Origin of the sequence: Argonema antarcticum A004/B2 (genome assembly GCF_023333585.1) — a bacterium.
GTDB classification, from domain to species: Bacteria; Cyanobacteriota; Cyanobacteriia; order Cyanobacteriales; family Aerosakkonemataceae; genus Argonema; species Argonema antarcticum.
The window spans coordinates 1-22,963 of the sequence record NZ_JAIQZN010000004.1 but is presented as its reverse complement, the minus strand read 5'-3'; the positions used below and the strand labels follow the sequence as shown (position 1 = coordinate 22,963).

Annotated in this window: 26 protein-coding genes and 1 pseudogene; 12 read left to right on the top strand and 15 right to left on the bottom strand. The window is 46.1% G+C overall.

What is annotated here, in order from left to right; genetic code table 11:
- Positions 1–58 precede the first annotated feature (58 nt).
- On the top strand, positions 59–514 hold the full coding sequence (locus tag LAY57_RS02570) for a Fur family transcriptional regulator (protein ID WP_249064728.1): 456 nt from the start codon (positions 59–61) through the stop codon (positions 512–514).
- A 65-nt stretch (positions 515–579) separates the two neighbouring features.
- Here the strand turns inward: LAY57_RS02570 and LAY57_RS02565 are convergent, their stop codons facing one another.
- From LAY57_RS02565 to LAY57_RS02500, 14 genes are all read right to left on the bottom strand, one after another.
- On the bottom strand, positions 580–1,683 hold the full coding sequence (locus tag LAY57_RS02565; protein WP_249064727.1) for a peptidoglycan-binding domain-containing protein: 1,104 nt from the start codon (positions 1,681–1,683) through the stop codon (positions 580–582).
- A 257-nt stretch (positions 1,684–1,940) separates the two neighbouring features.
- On the bottom strand, positions 1,941–2,477 hold the full coding sequence (locus LAY57_RS02560; RefSeq protein ID WP_249064726.1) for an SH3 domain-containing protein: 537 nt from the start codon (positions 2,475–2,477) through the stop codon (positions 1,941–1,943).
- Positions 2,478–2,871: 394 nt separating this feature from the next.
- Positions 2,872–4,386 carry a Ycf46 family AAA ATPase gene (locus LAY57_RS02555; RefSeq protein WP_249064725.1) on the bottom strand — a complete coding sequence of 505 codons (1,515 nt, stop codon included), beginning with the start codon at positions 4,384–4,386 and terminating at the stop codon, positions 2,872–2,874.
- Between the two features lie 120 nt (positions 4,387–4,506).
- The gene (locus LAY57_RS02550; protein ID WP_249064835.1) at positions 4,507–5,013 is read right to left on the bottom strand and encodes a YceD family protein; all 507 of its coding nucleotides are present in this window, start codon (positions 5,011–5,013) and stop codon (positions 4,507–4,509) included.
- Between the two features lie 104 nt (positions 5,014–5,117).
- Positions 5,118–5,630, bottom strand: coding sequence for a Jag family protein (locus LAY57_RS02545; protein WP_249064724.1), 513 nt, complete (start codon positions 5,628–5,630; stop codon positions 5,118–5,120).
- 5 nt (positions 5,631–5,635) lie between these two features.
- Positions 5,636–6,778: a membrane protein insertase YidC gene (gene yidC / locus LAY57_RS02540; RefSeq protein WP_249064723.1), complete on the bottom strand. Its 1,143-nt coding sequence runs from the start codon at positions 6,776–6,778 to the stop codon at positions 5,636–5,638.
- 197 nt (positions 6,779–6,975) lie between these two features.
- Positions 6,976–7,353 (bottom strand): PH domain-containing protein, encoded by a 378-nt coding sequence (locus tag LAY57_RS02535; RefSeq protein WP_249064722.1) that lies wholly within the window; start codon positions 7,351–7,353, stop codon positions 6,976–6,978.
- Complete coding sequence (rnpA, locus tag LAY57_RS02530) at positions 7,325–7,732, bottom strand: ribonuclease P protein component (protein ID WP_249064721.1); 408 nt, start codon at positions 7,730–7,732, stop codon at positions 7,325–7,327. The genes LAY57_RS02535 and rnpA overlap by 29 nt, the downstream gene beginning before the upstream one ends.
- A gap of 35 nt (positions 7,733–7,767) precedes the next feature.
- Positions 7,768–7,911: a 50S ribosomal protein L34 gene (gene rpmH, locus LAY57_RS02525; protein WP_190474509.1), complete on the bottom strand. Its 144-nt coding sequence runs from the start codon at positions 7,909–7,911 to the stop codon at positions 7,768–7,770.
- 73 nt (positions 7,912–7,984) lie between these two features.
- Positions 7,985–8,503 (bottom strand): DUF2808 domain-containing protein, encoded by a 519-nt coding sequence (locus LAY57_RS02520; protein WP_249064720.1) that lies wholly within the window; start codon positions 8,501–8,503, stop codon positions 7,985–7,987.
- 235 nt (positions 8,504–8,738) lie between these two features.
- Positions 8,739–10,145 (bottom strand): Re/Si-specific NAD(P)(+) transhydrogenase subunit beta, encoded by a 1,407-nt coding sequence (pntB, locus tag LAY57_RS02515; protein WP_249064719.1) that lies wholly within the window; start codon positions 10,143–10,145, stop codon positions 8,739–8,741.
- 186 nt (positions 10,146–10,331) lie between these two features.
- Complete coding sequence (gene pntA, locus LAY57_RS02510; protein WP_249064718.1) at positions 10,332–11,912, bottom strand: Re/Si-specific NAD(P)(+) transhydrogenase subunit alpha; 1,581 nt, start codon at positions 11,910–11,912, stop codon at positions 10,332–10,334.
- Positions 11,913–12,321: 409 nt separating this feature from the next.
- Entirely contained in the window at positions 12,322–12,543 is a 222-nt protein-coding gene (locus tag LAY57_RS02505) for a type II toxin-antitoxin system HicA family toxin (protein WP_249064717.1), read from the bottom strand.
- Positions 12,540–12,746 (bottom strand): type II toxin-antitoxin system HicB family antitoxin, encoded by a 207-nt coding sequence (locus tag LAY57_RS02500; protein ID WP_249064716.1) that lies wholly within the window; start codon positions 12,744–12,746, stop codon positions 12,540–12,542. The genes LAY57_RS02505 and LAY57_RS02500 overlap by 4 nt, the downstream gene beginning before the upstream one ends.
- Positions 12,747–12,905: 159 nt before the next feature.
- Here LAY57_RS02500 and LAY57_RS02495 point away from each other — a divergent pair, with 159 nt between their 5' ends.
- From LAY57_RS02495 to LAY57_RS02470, 7 genes and pseudogenes are all read left to right on the top strand, one after another.
- A complete protein-coding gene (locus tag LAY57_RS02495; RefSeq protein ID WP_338022342.1) occupies positions 12,906–13,175 on the top strand; it encodes a DUF433 domain-containing protein in 270 nt (89 codons plus the stop codon).
- Positions 13,176–13,193: 18 nt separating this feature from the next.
- Positions 13,194–13,283, top strand: a pseudogene (locus tag LAY57_RS35690) (DUF5615 family PIN-like protein); the annotation flags it as partial.
- A 115-nt stretch (positions 13,284–13,398) separates the two neighbouring features.
- A complete protein-coding gene (locus tag LAY57_RS02490) occupies positions 13,399–13,749 on the top strand; it encodes a DUF433 domain-containing protein (RefSeq protein ID WP_249064715.1) in 351 nt (116 codons plus the stop codon).
- 20 nt (positions 13,750–13,769) lie between these two features.
- Entirely contained in the window at positions 13,770–14,150 is a 381-nt protein-coding gene (locus LAY57_RS02485; RefSeq protein ID WP_249064834.1) for a DUF5615 family PIN-like protein, read from the top strand.
- A gap of 121 nt (positions 14,151–14,271) precedes the next feature.
- Positions 14,272–14,622, top strand: a complete 351-nt coding sequence (locus tag LAY57_RS02480; RefSeq protein WP_249064714.1) for a DUF433 domain-containing protein — start codon at positions 14,272–14,274, stop codon at positions 14,620–14,622.
- 75 nt (positions 14,623–14,697) lie between these two features.
- A complete protein-coding gene (locus LAY57_RS02475) occupies positions 14,698–15,033 on the top strand; it encodes a hypothetical protein (protein WP_249064713.1) in 336 nt (111 codons plus the stop codon).
- Positions 15,034–15,037: 4 nt separating this feature from the next.
- A complete protein-coding gene (locus LAY57_RS02470; protein WP_249064712.1) occupies positions 15,038–15,241 on the top strand; it encodes a hypothetical protein in 204 nt (67 codons plus the stop codon).
- 95 nt (positions 15,242–15,336) lie between these two features.
- Here the strand turns inward: LAY57_RS02470 and LAY57_RS02465 are convergent, their stop codons facing one another.
- Positions 15,337–15,855 (bottom strand): DUF29 family protein, encoded by a 519-nt coding sequence (locus tag LAY57_RS02465; RefSeq protein WP_249064711.1) that lies wholly within the window; start codon positions 15,853–15,855, stop codon positions 15,337–15,339.
- A gap of 219 nt (positions 15,856–16,074) precedes the next feature.
- Here LAY57_RS02465 and pruA point away from each other — a divergent pair, with 219 nt between their 5' ends.
- From pruA to LAY57_RS02445, 4 genes are all read left to right on the top strand, one after another.
- Positions 16,075–19,056: an L-glutamate gamma-semialdehyde dehydrogenase gene (pruA, locus tag LAY57_RS02460; protein WP_249064710.1), complete on the top strand. Its 2,982-nt coding sequence runs from the start codon at positions 16,075–16,077 to the stop codon at positions 19,054–19,056.
- Between the two features lie 271 nt (positions 19,057–19,327).
- On the top strand, positions 19,328–19,519 hold the full coding sequence (locus tag LAY57_RS02455) for a DUF6888 family protein (RefSeq protein ID WP_249064709.1): 192 nt from the start codon (positions 19,328–19,330) through the stop codon (positions 19,517–19,519).
- Entirely contained in the window at positions 19,500–19,715 is a 216-nt protein-coding gene (locus tag LAY57_RS02450) for a DUF6887 family protein (RefSeq protein ID WP_249064708.1), read from the top strand. Before LAY57_RS02455 ends, LAY57_RS02450 begins: the two co-directional genes overlap by 20 nt.
- 118 nt (positions 19,716–19,833) lie before the next feature.
- On the top strand, positions 19,834–22,806 hold the full coding sequence (locus LAY57_RS02445) for a phospholipid carrier-dependent glycosyltransferase (RefSeq protein WP_249064707.1): 2,973 nt from the start codon (positions 19,834–19,836) through the stop codon (positions 22,804–22,806).
- Positions 22,807–22,963 lie beyond the last annotated feature (157 nt).

The following is a 22,963-nucleotide window of genomic DNA, read 5'->3' as shown; positions in this document are numbered from 1 at the left end:
AAATAACTCGTTAATTGTGTATGATTTTCAATAGAGTACCTTTGTTGAGAAGGTGAAGATGACTGTCTACACGACATCCGTACTAAAAGCGGAACTTAATGACAGAGGTTGGCGTTTGACTCCCCAACGCCAGACCATACTGAATGTTTTTCAAGAGCTTCCTAAAGGTAAGCATCTCAGTGCAGAAGATCTTTATAATCTGCTAGAGAATCAAGGAGAACCGATCAGCCTGTCCACCATCTATCGGAGCCTGAAGTTAATGGCCCGCATGGGCATTCTGCGTGAACTCGAACTAGGGGAAGGACACAAACACTACGAACTCAATCAGCCTTATCCGCATCACCACGATCATCTTATTTGCGTTCGCTGCAATAAGACGATCGAATTCAAAAACGATTCGATTCTAAAAATAGGAACCAAGACAGCAGAAAAAGAAGGATATCACCTGCTTGATTGCCAGCTAACCATCCATGCCATTTGTCCTACCTGCCAACGGGCTTTATTACCAGTTTAAAACTAGAGTATTTTTTTAGCTCCCAGATCCTCGGATATCTGAGAGCTATTCCCTTTGCAAAATCCTTAGAAATTCACTTTCAGAATGTCCCTTTCATCAATACCGTAGGAACGCTGGGCTGCTTTTACCGCTGCTTTGGTTTGAGCGTTAAAATTACCATCTATCGGCCCTCGATAGAAGCCCTTTTCTTGGAGGCGCTTTTGTAACTCGCTCACATTAAAATTACTGGGCGAAGCAGTGTTTTGTAATGCTGCTTGGGTTTTTTGCTCCACAATTCCATTAGGTCTGAGTCCATTATCTCGCTGAAAGCGGATCACCGCAGCTTTAGTTACCGAGCCAAAACCTCCTGTGGGACGGCTCTTGAAATAGCCTAAATCTCGCAAACGCTCCTGGAGAGTACTAACTGCTGTTCCTCTGTCCCCCACCCGCAGTACAGGTGTGGTTACTGGTTCGCTAAAGCCTTGCTGTGGGCTGGTTTGATTGGTAAAAGGAGAACTGTCAAAGGGCTGATTGGCAGTTGGCGCGTCGCCCGATGTCAAGGTTGTCCAGGTTCGCTTGCCGACAATTCCATCAACGGCTAAGCCGCTAGAGCGCTGGAACTGCTTAACAGCGGTATTCGTTTGCGAATCAAAGACGCCATTAACTTGTCCGTCATAAACACCTGCATCTGTCAACAGTTGCTGGAGGTAGCTAACTTGGGAACCCTTTGACCCTTTTCGCAGGGTGGGGCGGCTTTCATCACTACCTGGGACGGCATTTTCGCTACCGCCAATTTTATTCTGTAAAGCTTGTTGAGTTTCTGCTTCTACAACGCCATTTGGCCTCAGCCCTCGATCTTGCTGGAACTTGATGACGGCTGTCTTGGTCAGAGGGCCAAAACTCCCAGTCGCACGGCGATTAAAGTAGCCTAGTTGTCGCAATTGTTGCTGGAGTTGTGATACTTCTGGGCCTTTAGAGCCTTGGCGCAGGGCGGCCATCGCCTGATCTGCCATTCCCAAGCCCAGAGATCCGATCGCAAAACTTAGTAAATGAACGCCGACTTTTCTCGAAAGTGTTTTCCAGTTTACTTTGTGCTGGGAAACTTTTAGCACGCTGGGACTGGCGGGATTGTCCGTTGCCCCAGATGCCTCATAGGCACTTGCAAGATGTATATAGACAAGGGTTTCCATAATTGTCCTGTAAAACTTTTACTAGCCACTCTACTTACAGAGGGTTGTACATTTTTGATTTTAGCTGACAGATATTCTTCCTTGAACAAGAATTTAACCTAATCATTCATCTAGGCAAACATATTAGCAGCTAAAAATTCATATTGCCATAATAAATCCGTTTATACTCCCTAGCTCAATTTTCGCAAGCAATAGTCATGAATCAGGATTTTTGTGGGCGAAGCGATCGAGGGGATTTTAAGGTAGGCTTACTTCGTCTACTGTGATTCCACTCGCTCTATATTCCCTGCTTTGACCCAACCTTCGGTATCTCCATCTTCCACTCGAATTTTCAGCCACCTTTTGTCATCGCTTTCGGCCAAAACAACGATGTTTTGGTTATAAGCTACACCTCCAATCCGATCCGACTCCAAGTTTGGCCCACCCCGAAGACTGAGGCCCTTCGACCAAGTGACGCGGCCTTTGTAGGCTCCCGGCTCTAGTTGTTTTGGAGAAGGAGTATCGCTCGGTGTTGGGGTAGCAATAGCTTGTTCAGCAGAGGGAGTGTTGCTTGGAGTTGCAGGTGTGGGAGTGGTAGCGGCGAGGTTGGTAGGGGTAGGTGTCGGTTTTGGCAGGCTCTTGGCTATTGTTGCCTGGGCTTTGACTATTGGTTTGTCATTGGCAAAGATGGGTTTGTCAGGAGGTGCAGTTAATTTTGTGACAAAGTAGAGTGCCGCCGCGACACCTGCGCCAATCATTAAGGCGATCGCGATCACAAAACCGATCAAAAATTTTACAAGTCCAGAAAAACTCATGCCCACTCCCAGTCAATCGATAATTATACCATAATAGTTACAGGCTTTATTGGCAAATATTACACTTGCCTCGAACAACCATTTTGTAAGGTGTGAACCTCACCGGACGTACTACCACGCCCTGTATTCCCTTGTGCTTTTGCGTTGGGAAATGCTTTTCTCACAATGTTAGCACTGCCATTCACATCCGCATTAATCAGTCTGCCATCACCCGCACTAAACAAATCACGCTTAATTCGCTTATCGTTTTTACCGAAGTCTTAGAGAGATTGATTATTCCTTGATTGAGCCATTCTTTACGGATGACTTTTGTTGTGTAAATCAGGACATTTCTGCCTAATGAAGGAGTGTTTGGATCTGGGTATTTTTTGTTACCACAAATCAAGGGACTGGGCTATCGAAATTGGCTCTGAATTATACAGCTCAGACTGCTATGCTTAGAAGCTAGACGAGCTTTACCGGCTGCTGCCCATTCCTGTAAAAACTGGATTTGCTCTTGAGCCGTTCGCGCTAGGGGGACTATTTGGCTGGCGGCTTCCAAAATGTCATCGATCGTAAAGTCTCGGTTTTGACTAAAGCCAATGTGCATCGCTTCAATCAAAGACTGTTCTATTTCTGCGCCAGAAAAATCGGGGGTTTCATAGGCAAGGCGATCGAGATCGTAATTTTTGATGTTGTGAGGGCGCAACCGGGATAAATGGACGGCAAAAATTGCTTTACGTTCCTCCTGGGTGGGCAAACCGACAAAGAAAATTTCATCAAATCTGCCTTTGCGGAGCATTTCTGCGGGTAACGTTTGGATGTTATTGGCGGTGGCGACAACAAACACAGGCGAAGTTTTTTCAGCCAACCAGGTGATAAAAGTGCCAAACACGCGGTTGCTGGTGCCAGCATCGCCTTTACCATCAACGCCAGAAAAAGCTTTATCAATTTCATCAATCCACAACACGCAGGGAGATAAAGCTTCTGCCAGCTGAATCATTTGACGGGTGCGGGATTCTGATTCGCCCACCAAACCACCAAACAGACGCCCGACATCCAGGCGGAGTAAGGGTAGGTGCCAGTGGTGGGCGATCGCTTTTGCCATCAGAGATTTGCCAGTTCCCTGAATTCCCACCAACAGCAAGCCTCTGGGATGCGGTAAGCCATATTGCCTAGCTCGTTCCGAAAACGCACCGCCTCGCAGCAGCAACCAATCTTTTAAATTATCCAAACCACCAACATCAGAAATGTTCTCAGTGGCGGGGTAGAACTCTAAGATTTGGGTTTGGCGGATGGTTTGGCGTTTTTCTTCCAAAACCAGTTCCACGTCTTCAGGACGCAGTTCGCCGTGAGTAGCGATCGCCCTTGCCAGCACCCGGCGAATTCGCTCCATCGAAAGTCCCAGGCACGAACGGACAACTTCATCTAAAACTTTGCCTTCCAGCGATTTTCCGGTAGCTGCTGACAAACGTTCAACTTCCGCTTTAATCTCAGGTGCCGTAGGTAGATGGAATTCCAAGACAGTGATTACTTCGCTCAGCTCCTCTGGAATAGCGATTCTGGGTGACAAGATTACCAAATTCTTGGGCTGAGATTTTAGCAACCGCGCCAGATTTTTGAGTTTGCGGGAAACACCGGCATCTTCCAAAAATCGGTGGAAGTCTCGCAGAATGAAAATAGCCTTCGCCGACGCCGCTATTTTTTCTACTAATTCCAACGCTTGCAGGGGATTGCGACGTCCAAATCCAGCATCATTAGGGTTACCCTGGTAGCCATCGACAAAATCCCAAATGTAGATGCCGCGATTGCCCTGTTTTTTCGCACAGGCTGCGATCGCAACTTCCACTCTTTCTTCTTCGCAAGTTGGAATATATATCAAAGGGTAGCGGGCTCGCAGCAGCAGTTCAAAATCTTCACTGAAACTCATGGCTATTTTGGATTTTAGATTTTGGATTTTAGAATTAAGAGAGTAACAGATAGCATCGACGGTTTTTCATTGTGTCCCATCACCTCCAATATAAAATCCAAAATCTAAAATCTAAAATTCTTAGGGTAGTTGTTTTTTAAGTGCTTCTAGAGTAGCCCAGCGTCGGTCAGCCAAAGATTCTAACTCGGTAAAATCAGATTTTAGTGGAATTCCCGGACACTTAGAATCGCACAGTTGCCGTTGAGGAATAGCCAGAGACACTTGTTGGTATAGCCAATCGCTGGGATTAAAATAACCCTTTGGAGGTAGCATTTCCAGCAAATCTTCCAAAGCAACTTCCCGTTCCAACGGGCCATCATCCAATTGATTAGCTGCTTCATCTAACCAAATGAGTTCGGAAGTTTTTATCACCAGGCGATGGTTGTACTGTTGCAGACATCGGTGGCAGGTTAAAGTCATAATTGCTTCTGCTTTAACCCAAACCTCAAGGTAATTTCCTTGATGGGTAACTCGCATCAGCCCTCGAATTGGCGTTAAGGTTTCCAAACCAGCTATAAATTCCTGGAGTTGAATTGCCTCTGTCTTTTCGACAGCTTTGAGCAGTTGGGGAATGTAAATTGGTTCCATATTTTGAGTCATCCTTCTTTGATTTTAAATTCCAGATTTCAAATTTCAAATTTCAAAGTTCCTCTTTGAAATCTAAAATTTGAAATCTAAAATCCAAAATTGACTCAGCGCCGCCGCACGACAAGACGGCGGTCTGGTTCTTTGCCCCGACTGTAGCTTTCTAAATCGGTAAATTCCTTCAAAAAGGTATGGATTTGACGCCGTTCAGCTGAAGAAAGATATTCCATTTCAAACTCTTGACCGTTAGCTCGCACCTGCTGAACCGCATACTCTGCCAAGGCGCGGAGTTCTGCTTCTCTGCGGACGCGGTAGCCATTTAGCTCAACAGTATAAGTAGCTTGCTCCTCCTGCTCTTGACCAAGGTTGAGAATAGCATTAGCTAAATACTGAATGGCATCTAACGTCCCACCTTCTGCACCGACCAAAATCTGGACTTGCGCTGGCGTCAAGTGTGTATGATCGATCGTCAACCAGTAGCTATCTGGTTCGGGTTCGGAAACATCCTCCTGTTCTCCTAGCGTTGCTTGCCTTTCTGGCTTAACTTTGGCAGGAATTTTCATCAACCGCAGCAGTTCTTCCAGCCACTTTTGACCCCGCTGCATTCGACTATCAGTCATGAACATTACCCTGAGGCTTTTTTCTTAGAACGACCCGGTTCAAAGGGGAGGGCCTCTCTTCCCTTTGCATCGGCTTCTTTTTCCTGCTCCTCCACTAATTTTTGGAGGTTTTCCGGCAAAGGTTCCCGTGACAGAATAAAGGTCTGAGCCGTCTGAAAAATGTTAGCGATCACCATATACATCAATACCCCAGCAGGCAGTGGGAAGAACAAAAACATCCCGGAAAATATAATCGGGGTAATTTTGTTGACTGTCTCCTGCTGCGGGTTCGAGGTGGAACCCTGCTGGCCTGAAAGTAGCTGGTTTACGTATAAACTCAGACCAAAGAACACCACCATGCCAACAATATCCCAGTGTATGGTTCCCTTCTCATCCATAGCCCCAACACGACCGAGGGCATCGATGAAGAGGAAGCCTTTATCAGTTGCTAGCCCTGGAATTGTGCCTTGAATTGTTACTTCTCCAGGCTGTAAGGCTTCTATGTTGCCGTTTTCATCAATTCTTACCCGATCTTCTCCTTTAGTAACCTTCCAATGAGGAGTTTTACTTTCAGCAGACTCAGATTTAATCTGATTTAACGGTTTTCCGTCTACAGTCTGAAATTCCAGTTTGGTTGTCTGGCCTACAATTAAGCGGTTACCGCTGGGGACTAGCGCTGTAACGGGATAGTGAACGCCATCGGCAATATATATGTTTTGCGGTGCTGTCGCAAAGACTTGGGGTTGAATCTGCTCAATTTGTTCTTTGGGAAAAATTTCCAGGTTGACGGTGTAATTAACATCCGAAAAGGGGGAGCCCCGCAAGGTAGCAAACAATGCCAATAGCACCGGCATTTGCACCAGGATGGGAAAACATCCTGCCAAAGGGTTGCCAAATTCTTTGTAGAGTTTGGACATTTCTTCCTGCTGCTTGGCAGGTTCCTCTTTGTAGCGCTCCTGAATTTCCTTTACCCGCTTTTGCATTACTGGTTGGGTGACCCGCGTGCGTCGCATACTGCGAATCGAGTTAGCACTCAAGGGATAGAGTGCAAAGCGAACTACCAGTGTTAGCGCGACGATAGCCAGCCCATAGCTGGGGACGATCCCGTAAAAGAAATCCAGGATCGGCAGCATTACGTTGTTGGATAGAAAACCGATACCAAAATCCATGCGTGTGAAGTCAACCTACAAGCGCTGTATTGTTTAAATCTAATCTACTAGCTAAGAGGCAGGAATCTGCGGCTGAGGTAGGGGTAAATGGCACGCCAGCAGATCGAAGGGGACTCTAGTCCGAACCGAAATCTAGCTGCCACAAACTACTACGGAGGGGAACGCCTGTGGTGCTGTTTTTTTTAGCGACTCGGCGTTCAATTTGTTTTGGCGGATTTGACTGCCACTTTTTCACTGATGTAGTCATAAATTTCGCGAAACTTGGGGATTGCTCGCAGCTCTAGGCGGCTACCGTCTCTGAGAGTCACCACCATATCTCCCCAGAAGCCAAGGCCACGAGGCACCTTTTTGATGTCTACTATTTCTGAGTAGATGATGTCGCTGCGATCGCGTCCCATCCAACCTCCAGTCACGGAAATGCGACGATTGGTAATTCGGTAGCGCAACCAGATGGCTCTGACGATCGCTCCTACCGCTAACGGTAAGCCAATCACCGTCAGTCCTATCAGGATGTTAATAATCAGATCCCCGATATGAGGGCCGCCTTCATAATAAACTTCCTCGCGAATGCCCATTGAGTACCTCAGCTTCTGCCAACAACTGCTCTAATTCTTGCAGAAATTGTTGATATTCGCACTGCTCGGCTTTCGGTTTCACGACAACTACCAGCCACCAGCCATACTTAAGCTGGGGCAGTAGATGACGAAAAGCCGCCCTGATTTGCCGCTTAATTCGATTGCGGGTCACCGCCCGCTTGCTCACTTTTAGGCTGACAGAAATGCCAATGCGAGAGGGAATTTCTGGCCCTGTGGCTGGCGATCTACCTCCCTCCGAGTCGGCTGACTGCTTCAAGGCTCGCAAGGTCAAATTAGCACTTTGGCGACGAATTCCTTTGCGGAATACGGCACTAAAATGTTGTCGGTGCTTGAGTCGATTTGCTTTACGCAAAGCCACAGGCGTCGTGCATTCCTCCCTCTAACCGAAGTTGGCTAACCGCTTACACTCAGACGATAACGTCCTTTTTTGCGGCGGGCTTTAATCACTGCCTGACCATTTTTGGTTCGCATCCTGGCGCGAAAACCGGAAGTTCTTCTTCTTTTACGGCTGGTGCCGTGTAACGTGCGTTTCGTCATTATTTTTTCTCCTATCTGGCGAGTTTACTGGATAAAAAAGCTACAATCTACTATTTTATCAGCTATTTGGCAACTAATTAATGCTCAAGAGCCAAGTGCCAATATAACGCAGTAAAGGCACATCGCCGGGAGAAAGAATCTGACAGTTGAAGTAGAACATCCCGCCAAAATTTGGGTTTTTCACGTTAGACAAGACTAATTCGACCTGATAACCCGCTGGTACTGGCTCTTGGGGGTAAATTTGAATGACGCGGTTTTCTTTATCCCAGACCACCTCTTGCAGGGGCACAGATTTGCCTCTTACCCGCACCTCAACCTCTTTGCTATCAAATTCCCCTCTGTAATAATTCGGATAGGAAATAGAAAATTGAGCGACTGCCAACTGCATTTTTTTAGCGGGAATCCTCAGTCGGTAACGATCCCAAGAATTGGGTGCGCCGCCAAAATCCAACCGGAAGGGTAGTTGGTTTTCGCGGGGAGGGCCACCAAACAGGGTGAATCCGGGTAAGCTGTCAGCCCAGCTGATGGTGGGAACCCCAGTTAGTACAGCAGTACAAGCAAAGGCTGCCAGTAAACTTCGTTTGAAAGACATAGACTCTTAATTGAAAGCGCTAATTAGTCATTAGTCATTAGTCATTAGTCATTTGTCAACCATCAGGCGGGGGTAATTTTAAATTTTAGATTTTAGATTTAAGAGTAGAAATTAAATCTGCACCAGAAACCGGGTTTCTTCAAGAACCCCAGAAACCTGGTTTCTTCAACAATACCTTCGGCATTTTTCGATTTGGCGAAGGTATTGTTCAAGAAACCGGGTTTCTCTGACCTCATCAAGCTGGTAAGCGCAGCTGGTTGAGGATGGCATCGACATTTTTCTTGGCATCGCCAAACAGCATTCGGGAGTTTTCCTTGTAGAACAGAGGATTTTCCACTCCGGCGTAGCCGCTAGCCATGCTGCGTTTCATGACGATAACTTTCTTGGATTTCCACACTTCCAATACTGGCATTCCGGCGATCGCACTATTTGGATCTTCCATCGCCGCTGGATTAACGGTATCGTTGGCACCGATCACAAGTACCGCATCGGTTTCGGGGAAATCTTCATTGATTTCTTCCATTTCCAGAACGATGTCGTAAGGCACATTCGCCTCTGCCAGTAGTACGTTCATGTGTCCGGGTAGCCGACCCGCTACGGGATGGATGCCAAACCGAACTTGTACGCCCTTTTCCCGCAATATCTTGGTAACTTCTGAGAGAGAGTGTTGAGCTTGAGCTACTGCCATACCGTAGCCGGGAACGATGATCACGTGCTTGGCATCGCGCAAGAGTTCGACGGTATCATCAACTGTGGTTGAGATTACTTCGCCCACCATTTCGGTGGCTGCTGAGACTGTTCCCGATCCGGTGCCAAAGCCACCCAGGATGACGCTGATAAACGATCGGTTCATGGCTTTGCACATGATGTAGCTGAGGATCGCGCCGCTACTGCCGACAAGCGCACCAGTGACGATCAGGAGGTCGTTGGATAGCATGAAGCCAGCGGCTGCTGCTGCCCATCCAGAGTAGCTGTTGAGCATGGAGACGACGACTGGCATATCCGCACCGCCGATCCCCATGACCAGATTAAAGCCCAGAACTCCGGCGATGGCGGTCATAATCAACAGCGGTTGCAGTCCGGTGTAGTCTTCGGCACCGATAAAGGTGGTGCCGAGTCCGACGGAAGCACCGATGATGCTGAGATTAATTAAATGGCGTCCCGGCAGAAGTAACGGTTTGCCGCTGATGATGCCGCGCAGTTTTCCAAATGCGACGATCGATCCGGTGAAGGTGACAGCACCGATAAACACGCCGATAAAAATCTCGATTTCGTGGATGGTAGCTTCGACACCAATTAGGGATTGATTCGGTTGTAGGTAGTTGGCGACACCCACCAAAACTGCGGCTGCACCGACAAAGCTATGCAGGATCGCCACTAATTCTGGCATGGAAGTCATGGCGACGTTTGCTGCCACGATCGCACCGATGATTGCGCCGGGAACTATCACTGCTGCCAAGGTGCCATATTCGGTGATGCCAGCGCCGAGGCCCAACATGGTGGCGACGATCGCTAGCAGCATCCCGATAATGCCGTAGAGGTTGCCCTTGGTTGCGTTTTCTTGATTGGACAAACCACCCAGACTGAGGATAAACAGGGCGCTTGCACCAATGTAAGAAACTGTCAATACACTACTTGTCATTTTGAGGAATTGGTGATTGGTGATTGGAAATTGGGAATTGGGTAATTGGGGAATTAGGGAATTAGTGATTGGTGATTGGGTAATTAGTGATTGGTGATTGGGTAATTGGGAATTCTCCCCCACTCTCCCACTCTCCCACTCTCCCACTCCCCCACTCCCCCACTCCCCCACTCTTCCCTAGCCCCTTCATCTGCGGAACATCTTGAGCATCCGTTGGGTGACGAGAAAGCCGCCGGAAATGTTGATTGTACCGATGAGAATTGCGATCGCGCCCAAGATGGTACTGGGAGAAGTTAGCGAACTGGATATCTGGAGAATGCCGCCAATGATAATAATGCCGCTGATTGCATTGGTGACGCTCATCAATGGCGTGTGCAGAGCGGGTTTGACGTTCCAAATCACTTGCCAGCCAACGAAGCAAGCCAGCACAAATACGGTGAAGTGAGACAGGAACGAGGTAGGGGCCGCGATACCGACGCCCAAGAGGGCTAAGCCAGTTAGTCCCAGTACGACTAAATCGTTGGTGCTAAAGGTGGTTGTTGGTTTTGCTGGTGCTTTTACCCCTGCTTCGACTGCTTTTGCGGGTGTAGTAGCGGGTTGGGTGGGTGAAGGTGCTGCTTTTGGCGGCGGCGGAGGTAATTGTTCGCCTTGGTAGATTAGGAGGGCACCGCGAACCACCTCATCGTCCATATCGATTTTGTACTGACCGGATTTGGTCATGTCGTCGAGCAAGTGCCAAAGATTGCTGCCATAAAGCTGACTCGACTGTTGGGCCAGACGGCTAGGCAGATCTGTTAAGCCAACGATCGTTACACCATTGTGAGAGTAAATTTCTTTCGGCTTAGTAACCTCGCAGTTACCGCCCTGTTCTGCTGCCAAATCGACGATTACAGAGCCTTCTTTCATGCTCTCGACCATCTCTTTGGTAATTAGGACTGGTGCTTTTCTGCCAGGGATAACAGCCGTTGTGATGATAATGTCAACTTCCTTAGCTTGGTCAGCAAAGAGGGCCATCTCCGCCTTGATAAACTCTTCGCTCATCACCTTGGCGTAGCCGCCTTGACCTGTGCCGTCTTCTGCGAAATCGAGTTCCAAAAACTCTCCGCCCAAGCTTTGAACTTGCTCTTTAACCACAGGACGGGTATCGAAAGCGCGGACGATCGCACCCAGGCCCTTTGCCGTGCCGATAGCTGCCAGTCCCGCGACTCCAGCACCGATCACCAGTACCTTCGCTGGCGGTACTTTCCCTGCGGCGGTAATCTGTCCGGTAAAGAAGCGACCAAAATTGCTCGCAGCTTCGACGACAGCGCGGTAACCGGCGATATTTGCCATCGAGCTGAGGGCGTCCATCTTTTGGGCGCGGCTAATACGCGGAATGGCTTCCATTGCTAGCACCGTGGCTTTCCGCAAAACCAGACGCTCTACCAAATCCTGGTTTTGGGCAGGCCAGATGAAGCTGATCAGTGTACCGCCAAGAGTAAGCAATTCGGCTTCGTGCTTGCCGTCTGGTGCAATTTCGGGTGGACGGACTTTGAGGACGATATCCGACTCAGCCCAAAGGGAGGGGGCATCAGGGAGGATTTTACATTCAACTTGCTTGTAGGCTTCATCGGGGAAGTTGGCTAATTCGCCTGCCCCAGACTCTATAAGTACTTCAAAACCTAGCTTCATAAGCCGCTTGGCTGTGTCTGGCGTTGCTGCTACGCGACATTCGCCGGGGTGGATTTCCTTGGGGATTCCAACCTTTATAGGTGTTTTTGTTTCCATTCAAATGAGTTCCCAGCGTGCGTCAAGAATCTTATGTATTGGGAGTTATTGCCCAGATCGCTCTTTTTCTGTAACTTTGTGTGCGATCGGGCCTTTTCTGTTTCAAAATTTTAGCATTGAGAGCTTTAATGGCTGTTTTTTTCTAAAGCTTAGTTTATCAAGATTTGAAAAATTATTCGTAAATAAAGGTTGCGAATATTAGAAAAGGCTCTCCCGTACCTTTGGGGGAAAACCCGTGATTTTTGATAGCTTCCTTGAAAATCTATTTCCATAATCCTTGCCGAGCAAGGATTATGGAAATGATAAACTCAGCTTATCCCCATAAGTACAGGAGAGCCCAACGGATCTACTACTAACTAGCAACTTGCGTTAGCTAGTGAAACCAAATCTGGCGAAGCCAGTTGCCCGCTTACAGCAACTCAATAAACTCATCAACACTGAGTCCGGCATCTCGGATAATATTTCGGAGAGTTCCTTTGGCTATTTCACGATGATCTGGGACAACTACCTGAGCAAATGGCTCGTCCCGACACAGAGAGATATGACTTGCTCTCTGACGCAGGAAATAGAAACCTACCTTTTCCAGCGCTTTAACACATTCTCTGCCGGAAATACGAGGTAATCGACTCATACCGCCACCAACATAATGTCAAAACGGTCTTCTGGTACAGGCCGACCTTTTTCCTGCAACACTTCGATGTATAGTTCGATCGCTTCTTTAATGTTGGCAAGAGCTTCTTGTTTTGTCTTACCCTGGCTGTTACAACCTGGTAGGCTGGGGCATTCAGCTATCCAATAGCCATCTTCATCTGTATATATCAGTACTTGCCGCATAGTCTCACCGCTGGGTACTATTATATTTTACTATAGGCTAAACTATAACTTAGATATTTCTTTAATACAAATCAGAACAGATCTATGTTTGTCAAAGAAGAATTATAAACACAACTACTTGTCTTAGCTCCCGCTGAAAAAGCTGAAGCTATCCAAATTTTGACCAAAACTTTAAACAAGGGTTCGCTAGGGATTACAAAAACTCCAGGTGTTATGGGTGGTGAGGCTTGTATCGCCAAAACTAGGCTTCCGGTTTGGTTGTTCGTGAGTTTGCATCGTCAAGGTGCGAGTGATGCTGAACTTCTACAGTTTTATCCCCATATTAGTGCTGCTGACTTGGTGAATATTTGGGCTTATGCTGATGCACACCCAGAGGAAATTGAACAAGCACTGCGAGATCAAGATGAAGCAATGGAAGATGAAGTATAAGTTATGAGAAATCTTTAGGCTGATGAACAATTCCCACTGCCAGTAGTGGAATTACTCCGAAGTTTTGGTCACGATGTACTCACAGTTCAAGAAGCAGGAAACGCTGGAGGCGATCCCCTGCTGTTGCACCTCTACAATGCGATTGGGAAAATCAAGTAAGGGCAAGCAGATACAGACTAAACTATAAATTAGATATTTCCTTAGTAAAAATCAGAACACATCTATGTTTGTCAAAGAAGAATTACAAACACAACTCCTTGTCTTAACTCCGGTTGAAAAAGCTGAAGCTATCCAGATTTTGACCGAGAATTTAACCAGCGGTTCGCCAGCGATTCAAAAAACTCCTGGCGTTGTGGGTGGTGATGCTTGTATCGGCAGAACTCGCATTCCAGTTTGGTCGTTAGTAATCGATCGCCGTTTGGGTATGAGTGATGCCCGTATTTTAGAGGCATTTCCCCAACTTACTGCTGCCGATTTGGTAAATGCTTGGGCGTATGCTGATGCTTACCCAGAAGAAATTGAACAGGCAATACGAGAAAATGATGAAGCAATGCAAGAAGATGAGGAAGTTTGAAAAGTGGCACGTCTTTATACCTGGAGTTTAGACTAACCGCGCCCTCAAGCGCGGTTAGTCTAAACTCCAGTTATACAGATGAAAACTTCCCACTGCCAGTCGTCGAATTGCTACGCGCTTTTGGTCACGATGTCTTAACAGCCCAAGAAGCGGGAAATGCAAATCTTAGGATTCCTGATGAGGATGTGTTAGCTTTTGCGGTAAGTAATGAGCGAGTAGTTTTAACACGCAATCGCGGTGATTTCATCCAATTGCACCGTTTACAAGTAGGTCATGCTGGTATCATTGTCTGCAAGCAAGACGATAATTTTGAAAGACAAGCCAGACGCATTAATGAAGCTATTTCTGCTGAAGAAACTTTGAGAGAGAAATTGATTCGAGTGAACCGTCCCCAAAGATGAGGATGAGGCGATCGGCTGCTGTTGCACCTCTGCAATGGGATTGGGAAAATCAAATAAGGGCAAGCAGATACAGGCTAAACTATAAATTAGATATTTCTTTAGCACAAATCAGAACACATCTATGTTTGTCAAAGAAGAATTACAAACAAAACTCCTTGTTTTAACTCCGGTTGAAAAAGCTGAAGCTATCCAGATTTTGACCGAGAATTTAACCAGCGGTTCGCCAGCGATTCAAAAAACTCCCGGCGTTGTGGGTGGTGATGCTTGTATCGGCAGAACTCGGATACCAGTTTGGTCGCTGGTGAGTTATCGTCGTTTAGATGCAAGTGATGCCATTATCTTAGAAGCATTCCCCCATCTAACCGCAGCCGATTTGGTGAATGCTTGGGCTTATGCCGATGCCTATCCAGACGAAATTGAACAGGCAATAAGAGAAAATAATGAAGTAATGCAAGAAGATGAGGTAGTTTGAAAAGTGGGAAGTCTTTATACAGATGAAAACAGCTCGCAACTTCAATTCATCAACCTTTTCCCTTAAAATAGTGCAATGTCAGATATTTTCATTTCTATCCGCAACCAAAACGGCAATGCCATGACTTCTGTTGAAGGGGTGGCATTCGTCGCGATTCTGAGGCAAGATGGAACTACTGTTGACCGACAGACAGTTAGTTTGCGATACGCTATTGCACAGTTTGCCGACCTTTCCCCCGGTGAATACATAGCAGCAGCTTTCCACGAATCGGTCAATCCGCCGGAAGCAACTCAAAAGGTGACACTTGCAGCCGATGAACTATTGCAAGTAAGATTTATTTACCTGGAACCGGAAAGGCAACTTCTCAGAATCTTTGTCCAACGTTATCCATTCGATATGGGGAGGTTCTAAAACTATGGGTTACGCATTAGACCCAGAATCAATTAGAGCATACCGCAACACAGTTATGGTGTTTGCCCATGACCTTTGGCGGGAAAAAGATCCGCAAATAAGAGCTACTTTAGCAATGTATCTGGCAGATGCGGCTACAACGCTGGCAAGACTTGAAGTTGAAGAGGCAAGAAAATTACAAGAAGAGAAGCTGGCTCAAAATACTTAGCACATCGATTTTGTAAGGGTTGGCGTGAAGTGATAGGATAATATCAATCAAAACCTCTCCGCGTCACCGCGTCAATCAAAACCCTTGTGTCAGATTTATCGTCTGCCTTCTTTCCAATCTTGCCCACCGGGTAATTGTGTTAATTTTTCATCTATAATGTCAGGTAAATCGATTGACTTATGGACATAAGTGAGAGCTATGAACTTCTGAGCAGTTAGTAATATCTCGTCTCGATTGACTAATTCTGAAAGTTGAAACGGACTGTAGGTTCCATTCATCACTTCCACACTTGCAGTACGAATTGCTGTTTTCAGTATCTCTTCCAGTAAAGGCTGCCATTCATCTGATTTGAAGTAGTAAGAGGTTTTATTGTCTTTGAGATTTAGCTTTTGAATTTGTTGAACAGAATCACCTATTGAAGCAGCCCAAGAATTAGTTAACCTCTGTTCAACTTGGTTTTTAATGAAGTGAACCAGCATCCTGATTAAAAAGGATTCGATATTACGCAGGTTTGCTTGTTTACTCATCCACTCTAATTCATCTACAAGTCCCAAAGCATCTGTGTATCTTCCCTCTAGGATGCTAGCTCTTAAATCTGTTAGTTCCTGAGTCATAAAAGTTGTTTTCACGAAGCAGTGCTTTTAAGTTTAATATAACACTTAAGACGGTTCGCACTAATGGCAAGGCAAAACCAACCTCGCAACTTCGTCTTTGACAACAAATATGCAAATTTATCATAACGCGGCCTGTCTAATGGCGTAATAAAGCGAGAAAATAGAAAATAAAGGGTTCTAGCACTTTTGCCCTTACCGTCAATTAGGAGTCCGTTAGCTGTGGTCGCACAAGTATCAAATAATACAATTTACGAAACTAAGACCCAGGAGATTGCCAAACAACTTCTGGCTGCAACTAAGGAAAATCGCTCATTTTTTGCCCAAATGCGCGATCAGATGCGCTGGGATGATAAATTGCTGGGATGGGCAATGTCTAACCCTGGTTTGCGGGTGCAGTTGTTCCGCTTCATCGATTGTCTGCCTTCGCTACGTAGTAAACCGGAAATTGCGCGTCACTTGCAGGAATACCTGGGGGATGAGTCGGTGGAACTCCCCGCCGCACTCAAAGGGTTGCTAAACTTTGCTAACGCGGACTCAATGCCGGGACAATTGGCAGCAACGACGGTTTCGACGGCTGTGGAAACTTTAGCTCATAAGTACATTTCTGGGGAAAATATTAGGCAGGTAATTAAGACGGTTGAACGATTGCGTAAGGATAAAATGGCTTTCACGATCGACCTCTTGGGAGAGGCGGTGATTACGGAGGAGGAAGCGCAATCTTATCTCGATCGCTATTTGGAACTGATGGAACAGCTAACAGAAGCCGCGAAAAGTTGGTCAACTGTTGAGGCGATCGACTCTGCTGATGGCGAACCATTGCCAAAAGTGCAAGTATCTGTTAAAATAACTGCCTTTTATTCCCAGTTCGATCCGTTGGATGAGAAAGGCAGTCAGGAAAAAGTGAGCGATCGCATTCGCATTCTATTACGCCGCGCTAAAGAATTAGGTGCCGCCGTTCACTTTGACATGGAACAATATGCCTACAAAGACCTAACTTTGAGTATCCTCAAACAGGTTTTGTTGGAAGATGAATTTCGTTCTCGCACGGATATTGGAATCACAATTCAAGCTTATTTACGCGACAGCGAAAAAGATTTGCGTGATTTGATTGCTTGGGCGAAATTGCGCGGTAATCCGGTAACTATCCGTTTGGTGAAGGGTGCTTATTGGGATCAGGAAACTATCAAATCAGCCCAGAGAGATTGGCCTCAACCAGTTTACAATGATAAAGCGGCAACCGATATCAACTATGAGAAAATAACTCAGTTGATGTTGGAGAATCACGAGTATATTTATTCGGCAATTGGTAGCCATAATGTTCGCAGTCAAGCGCGGGCGATGGCAATTGCCGAAACTTTAAATGTACCTCGTCGCCGCTTTGAAATGCAAGTCCTTTACGGGATGGCAGATAAACTGGCAAAATCAATCGTGGATCGCGGTTATCGCGTGCGAGTTTACTGTCCTTATGGGGATTTAATTCCCGGTATGGCATATTTGATTCGCCGACTGTTAGAAAATACTGCGAATAGTTCTTTCTTGCGACAAAGTTTGGAAGAACGACCAATCGAGGAATTATTAGCGCCACCAACGCTAAAAAATGGGAAAATTGATTCTCAAGCAGAATTTACTAAAGTCTTCCCTAATGTAGCCGATACCGATTATGCCGATAAGGAAGAGAGGGTCCGATCGCAGCAAGCAATCCAAACCGTTCGTCAACAACTCGGTAAAACATATTCACCTTTAATTAATGGTGAATATGTAAACACATCACAAACTGTTGATTCTGTCAATCCTTCCAATCCCAGCGAAATAGTTGGCAAAATCGGATTGCTTAGCGTCGAACAAGCAGAACAAGCAATTAAAGCAGCAAAAGCAGCATTTCCCGCTTGGCGAAAAACCCCTGTACGCGAACGTGCAGGCGTATTGCGGAAAGCAGGAGAATTAATGGAAAAACGCCGCGCTGAATTAACTGCTTGGATGGTTTTGGAAACAGGAAAACCAGTGCGCGAAGGCGATGGCGAAGTTTCGGAAGCGATCGATTTCTGCCGCTACTACGCCGATGAGATGGAACGTTTGGAACAGGGATATAACTACGATATTCCTGGCGAAAATAACCGCTATAACTATCAACCGCGTGGAATTTCCCTGATTATTTCGCCTTGGAATTTTCCCTTGGCTATTCCTACGGGGATGACAGTTGCTTCCTTAGTGGCGGGAAATTGTACGCTTCTGAAACCAGCGGAAGTTTCCTCTGTAATTACAGCCAAATTAACGGAAATTTTGATCGAAGCTGGGGTTCCTAGTGGCGTATTCCAATACGTACCTGGCAAAGGTTCCACTGTCGGTTCTTACATGGTGAAACATCCCGATGTTCACATGATTACCTTCACTGGATCTCAAGAAGTTGGTTGCCAAATTTACGCAGATGCGGCGATTTTACAACCCGGACAAAAACATCTGAAACGAGTGATTGCTGAGATGGGTGGCAAGAATGCGATCGTCGTTGATGAAAGTGCAGATTTAGATCAAGCAGTTGCGGGTGTAGTGCAATCGGCTTTTGGTTATAGCGGTCAAAAATGTTCTGCTTGTTCGCGAGTAATTGTGTTGGAATCTATCTATGATGTGTTTGTACCGCGTTTAGTTGAAGCTACTCGCAGTCTGAACGTTGGTGCAGCAGAAAACCCTAGCACAAAAGTAGGCCCTGTGATAGATGCGAATGCCCATAAACGCATCAAAGAATATATCGAGAAAGGGCGTCAGGAAGCAAAAGTTGCGCTGGAAATGTCTGCACCGGAAAACGGCTATTTTATTGGGCCGGTAATTTTTTCGGAAGTATCTCCGACGGGGATAATTGCCCAGGAGGAGATTTTTGGCCCAGTATTGTCTGTAATTCGGGTGAAGGATTTTCAGTCAGCAATTGATGTTGCTAATGGTACGAATTTCGCCTTAACTGGTGGTTTGTATTCGCGTACTCCTTCCCACATTGAAAAGGCGCAAGCTGAATTTGAAGTGGGGAATTTGTATATCAATCGGGGGATTACTGGTGCGATTGTGTCGCGTCAACCTTTTGGCGGATTTAAACTTTCTGGTGTTGGTTCTAAAGCGGGTGGCCCGGATTATCTGCTACAATTCTTGGAACCTCGTGCGGTGACGGAGAATATTCAACGTCAAGGTTTTGCACCGATTGAAGGTGCAGAATAAGAGTAGGATAAAAAGTAGATTTGCTGACAAATCTACAAAATATCTGTAGGACTTACGCAAGTGTCATAAAAGAAGGGCTGATTTTTAAGGTACGTTGTTGCGCTTTAGCGCTAAAGCGCGACAACGTACTTCTGAATGTGCCAATTGCGTAAGTCCCGATCTGATTAATAAAGAGAAGTTTTGTCAGCCAATCAAGGCCCTATTTGTTTGTGATTAGAGTGTCAGTAAAAGTAGAGTCGGAATATAAGTGAGAATAGAAAGTAGCTGAAAGATGATACCAACTGTAGAACAAATGCTTGCCTGTGTGCGAGTCTGCCAAACTTTGTCTAACTTCTATAGTGACATCCACTTATTCCGTTATGACGAAAAGCGGGAGGAGATTTACATTCTAGCTGGTGATACAATAGGTATCACAATATTTAGAAACGGACACTGGGAGTTTGATGATGACGCTGAAGCCTAACTTTCAACAGATGAGTCGAAAAGAACTCAGAACTTATGTCCTGGCTCACCGGGAAGATGATGAAGCTTTACGAATCTATATGGATCGCCTGCACAATGAGTCAGGCATAATCCGACATACGGGAGGGTTAAATGAAGAAGATTTTAATCAACTAGAACAACTGATTGAAAGACGAGTGGGGAATGGTAATACGTAGCTTGTAGTTCGTCTGAGGGCTGGCTCAGTTTTTGAAGTTATAAATGAAATTATCCCATCAAGAAACTGGTATTATTAAATGAAAATGGTCGAAAGGTTAACCTAATCTGGTGCGATCGGTGACTCAGAGCGAGAAAGACAACCAGTTCAAGAAGGGTCTGCTAGTCCTGGGTATAATTTGGCTGGCGGGTGCGGTGTGCGATCGCATCTGGTTCGCCATCGACCATTCTATCCCAGCTTGGGATCAGGCAGACTACCTCACAGGTTCGTTAAACTACTGGCAAGCCTTACAACATCCCCAGTGGTTTTCCGGTGAATGGTGGACGAGTTTTTGGCAACTCACCTCCAAAGTCCCGCCTTTTACCTATATTGCCGCAGGTATTATCCAAAATATATTTGGCACTGGTGCAGATAAAGCTACACTTGTCAACCTCTTCTTTAGCGCTATTCTATTAGTCTCCGTTTATGGTTTGGGCGTAGAATTGTTCAGCGTTGAAGTCGGGTTATTGGCGGCGGCGATATGTCAGGTTTTGCCGGGATTATATAGATTTCGCATAGATTTTTTATTGGATTATCCCCTGACATCCGTTGTCACTTTAAGTTTCTATTGCCTTAGTGTTTGGAAGGGAATAGCCAGAAAAGCAGAGGAACAAAATACTACTTCCCCCACTCTCCCCCTCTCCCACTCTCCCACTCTCCCACTCAGCACTAAAGCCGAAGCACTCAGCACTCAAAAATGGTTTTGGGCAGCTGCATTTGGTATTTCTTTGGGCGTCGCTTTAATGGTGAAGCAAACAGCCCTATTTTTCCTGCTAATACCAATAGTTTTGGTAATAAATGACGATTTTAGTAATTTCTGGAAAAACTTAGGATTAAGAATTAAAAATCAGCCTTCTTCTATTTTTAATGCAATTGAAAGATTAGCTCAGCTATTAGGTGCTTTGTTGTTGTCAGTGTTAGTATTTGGCCCTTGGTATCGCACGAATTGGCTTCTAATGCTGACAGCTGGGAAACGAGCTACTATAGATTCGGCGATCGCAGAAGGCGACCCAGCCCTCAATACCCTCGATGCCTGGATTTTTTATTGGAAAGATTTACCATACATAGTTTCTTGGCCTCTGTTGCTAGTACCCATCGTCGGTTTACTACTTTATCTGGGTAAGTTAGCCATTAGAGGGGTAGAGCAGCTACGTAGGAAAACAGCTGAGGAAGCAGAGCCGCTACGGAAAATAGCAGCGGAAAATAAACAAATGTCAGCTTGGCAGGCCGAATTTAGGAAAACTGGCAAGATGCCGCCCGAATTTAGGAAAGCAGCGGCGGAGATCGAAAAACAAATGTCAGCTTGGCCGCCCGAATTTAGAAAAACAGCAGCGGAGATCGAACAACAGCCAGTTTTGCAGATCAAATTATGGCACAAAGTTATATTGTTAATTTTCTGTTGTATGTATTATATAAGTAAGCCACTTGGCATAAAAGCAGAGGATCGGGAGCGCATAGGTGCAGAGAGTAATAACTTTCGTCGATCGCCTATTAAATGGTTAGTTATATTTTTGGTGAGTGCCTATCTGCTTTGTTCTATAAATATTAATAAAGATACTCGTTATGTTTTGCCATATTTGCCAGTGCTGTCGCTGTTATTAGCTTACTGGTTAACGCTTTGGTCTGGGCGGTGGGCGCAACATATCCGCCGCAATACTATCGGTCTAGCCATCTTATTAATGTTGGCAAATATTTATCCGATCGGAGGTAGCTCGATAACGCAGATTCTCAGTCCTCGCTTTCAGCATTATCCATATTTTGGTGCTGGGTGGCCGCATCAGCAGGTAATTGGGGAAATCATCAAAACTGAACCTTATCTGCGATCGACTTTAGGTGTCCTACCCTCGACACCAGAACTAAACCAGCACAACTTCAATTATTACGGAGCTTTAAGCAATTTTCAGGTTTATGGGCGTCAGGTGGGGACGCGAAAAAAACACCTACAGCAAGATGCACGCAGTCTCTCCTGGTTTCTCACCAAAACTGGCAATCAAGGGTCAGTTCCCAGCGAGGCGCAATCTGCGATCGTCCAAATTGTAGAACAAGGCGGAGATTTCCAATTACAGAAAACTTGGAATTTGCCAGATGAGAGTACTTTGAAGCTTTACCACAGCCGAATTCCCCCGGTACAAGTAAAGCAGGAGAGAATTTCTGAGTCCCAAATCCAAAATCTAAAATTGAATCGAGTTATAGTACCAGATCGATCGCCACCAGGAGTTCCAGTTCCCGTCGTCTACGATTGGTCTGGCCCCTGGAATCAATTGCGATCGGGCCTGGTAGTGTTAACTTGGCGCAACTTAGGTGTTTCGCCTGCACAAGCAACGAAGCAAAAACAGTGGTTGCATGACCATGCTATCGCGATGGGAAATTTGCATCCGGGTAAGCGCGTCCCAACAGACAGTCAGCCTTTTCAAGTAATCGAACGAACGGCGATGCTTCCGCCCGCCAATCTCGTCCCTGGAATTTACACTTTAGAGGCAACTTACCTAAATCGACAAACTGGTGAAAGTTATCCTATCCCAGTACCGCCTGTCACCTTGAAAATTGACCCAACTGCGAAGCCAACACCCGCACCGGAATTAGATTTACTCACTCAATTACGGACTTTAGCAGTTAAATTACCCCAAGGGCCAACAGCACTCGATCCCGTCTTTGACCAAACTGGGCGAATCAACCAGTACGATCCGACTCAAGATTATCTGATTCAAGCTAGCAAGACACTAAATTATCGATTGCAGCAGTCACCGCAAAACCTAGACTTGGCTTATGCTTTGGCCCTTGCGAAGGTGTTGCGGCGACAGCCAGCAGGTGCGATCGCCGCCTTGTCACGAATCACCAAACTGGACTCCCAGAACCCCTACGCCTACGCCTATCTCGCCTTTGTCCACCTGTACGACTGGCATCCCAAAGCAGCCCAAAACGCCCTCAAGCCCGCTCTAGCTCTCAACCCCAATCTACCAGAACTCCAAGCACTCAGTGGTGTTGCCGCACTCATGCAGGGCAATGTGGTAGCAGCTTGGAATTATTTCAAAATATTAACTTTTGCTAAGTAAGTAGCTTAATTTTTTTCTTTAAAAATGGACTTTTTTATACTAAACGGTCTTTCAACAATCGAAAAATTTTAGTACTTATAGCTAGGGGCTAGGGGCTAGGGGCTAGGGGCTAGGGAAGAGGGAAGAGGGAAGAGGGAAGAGGGAAGAGGGAAGAGGG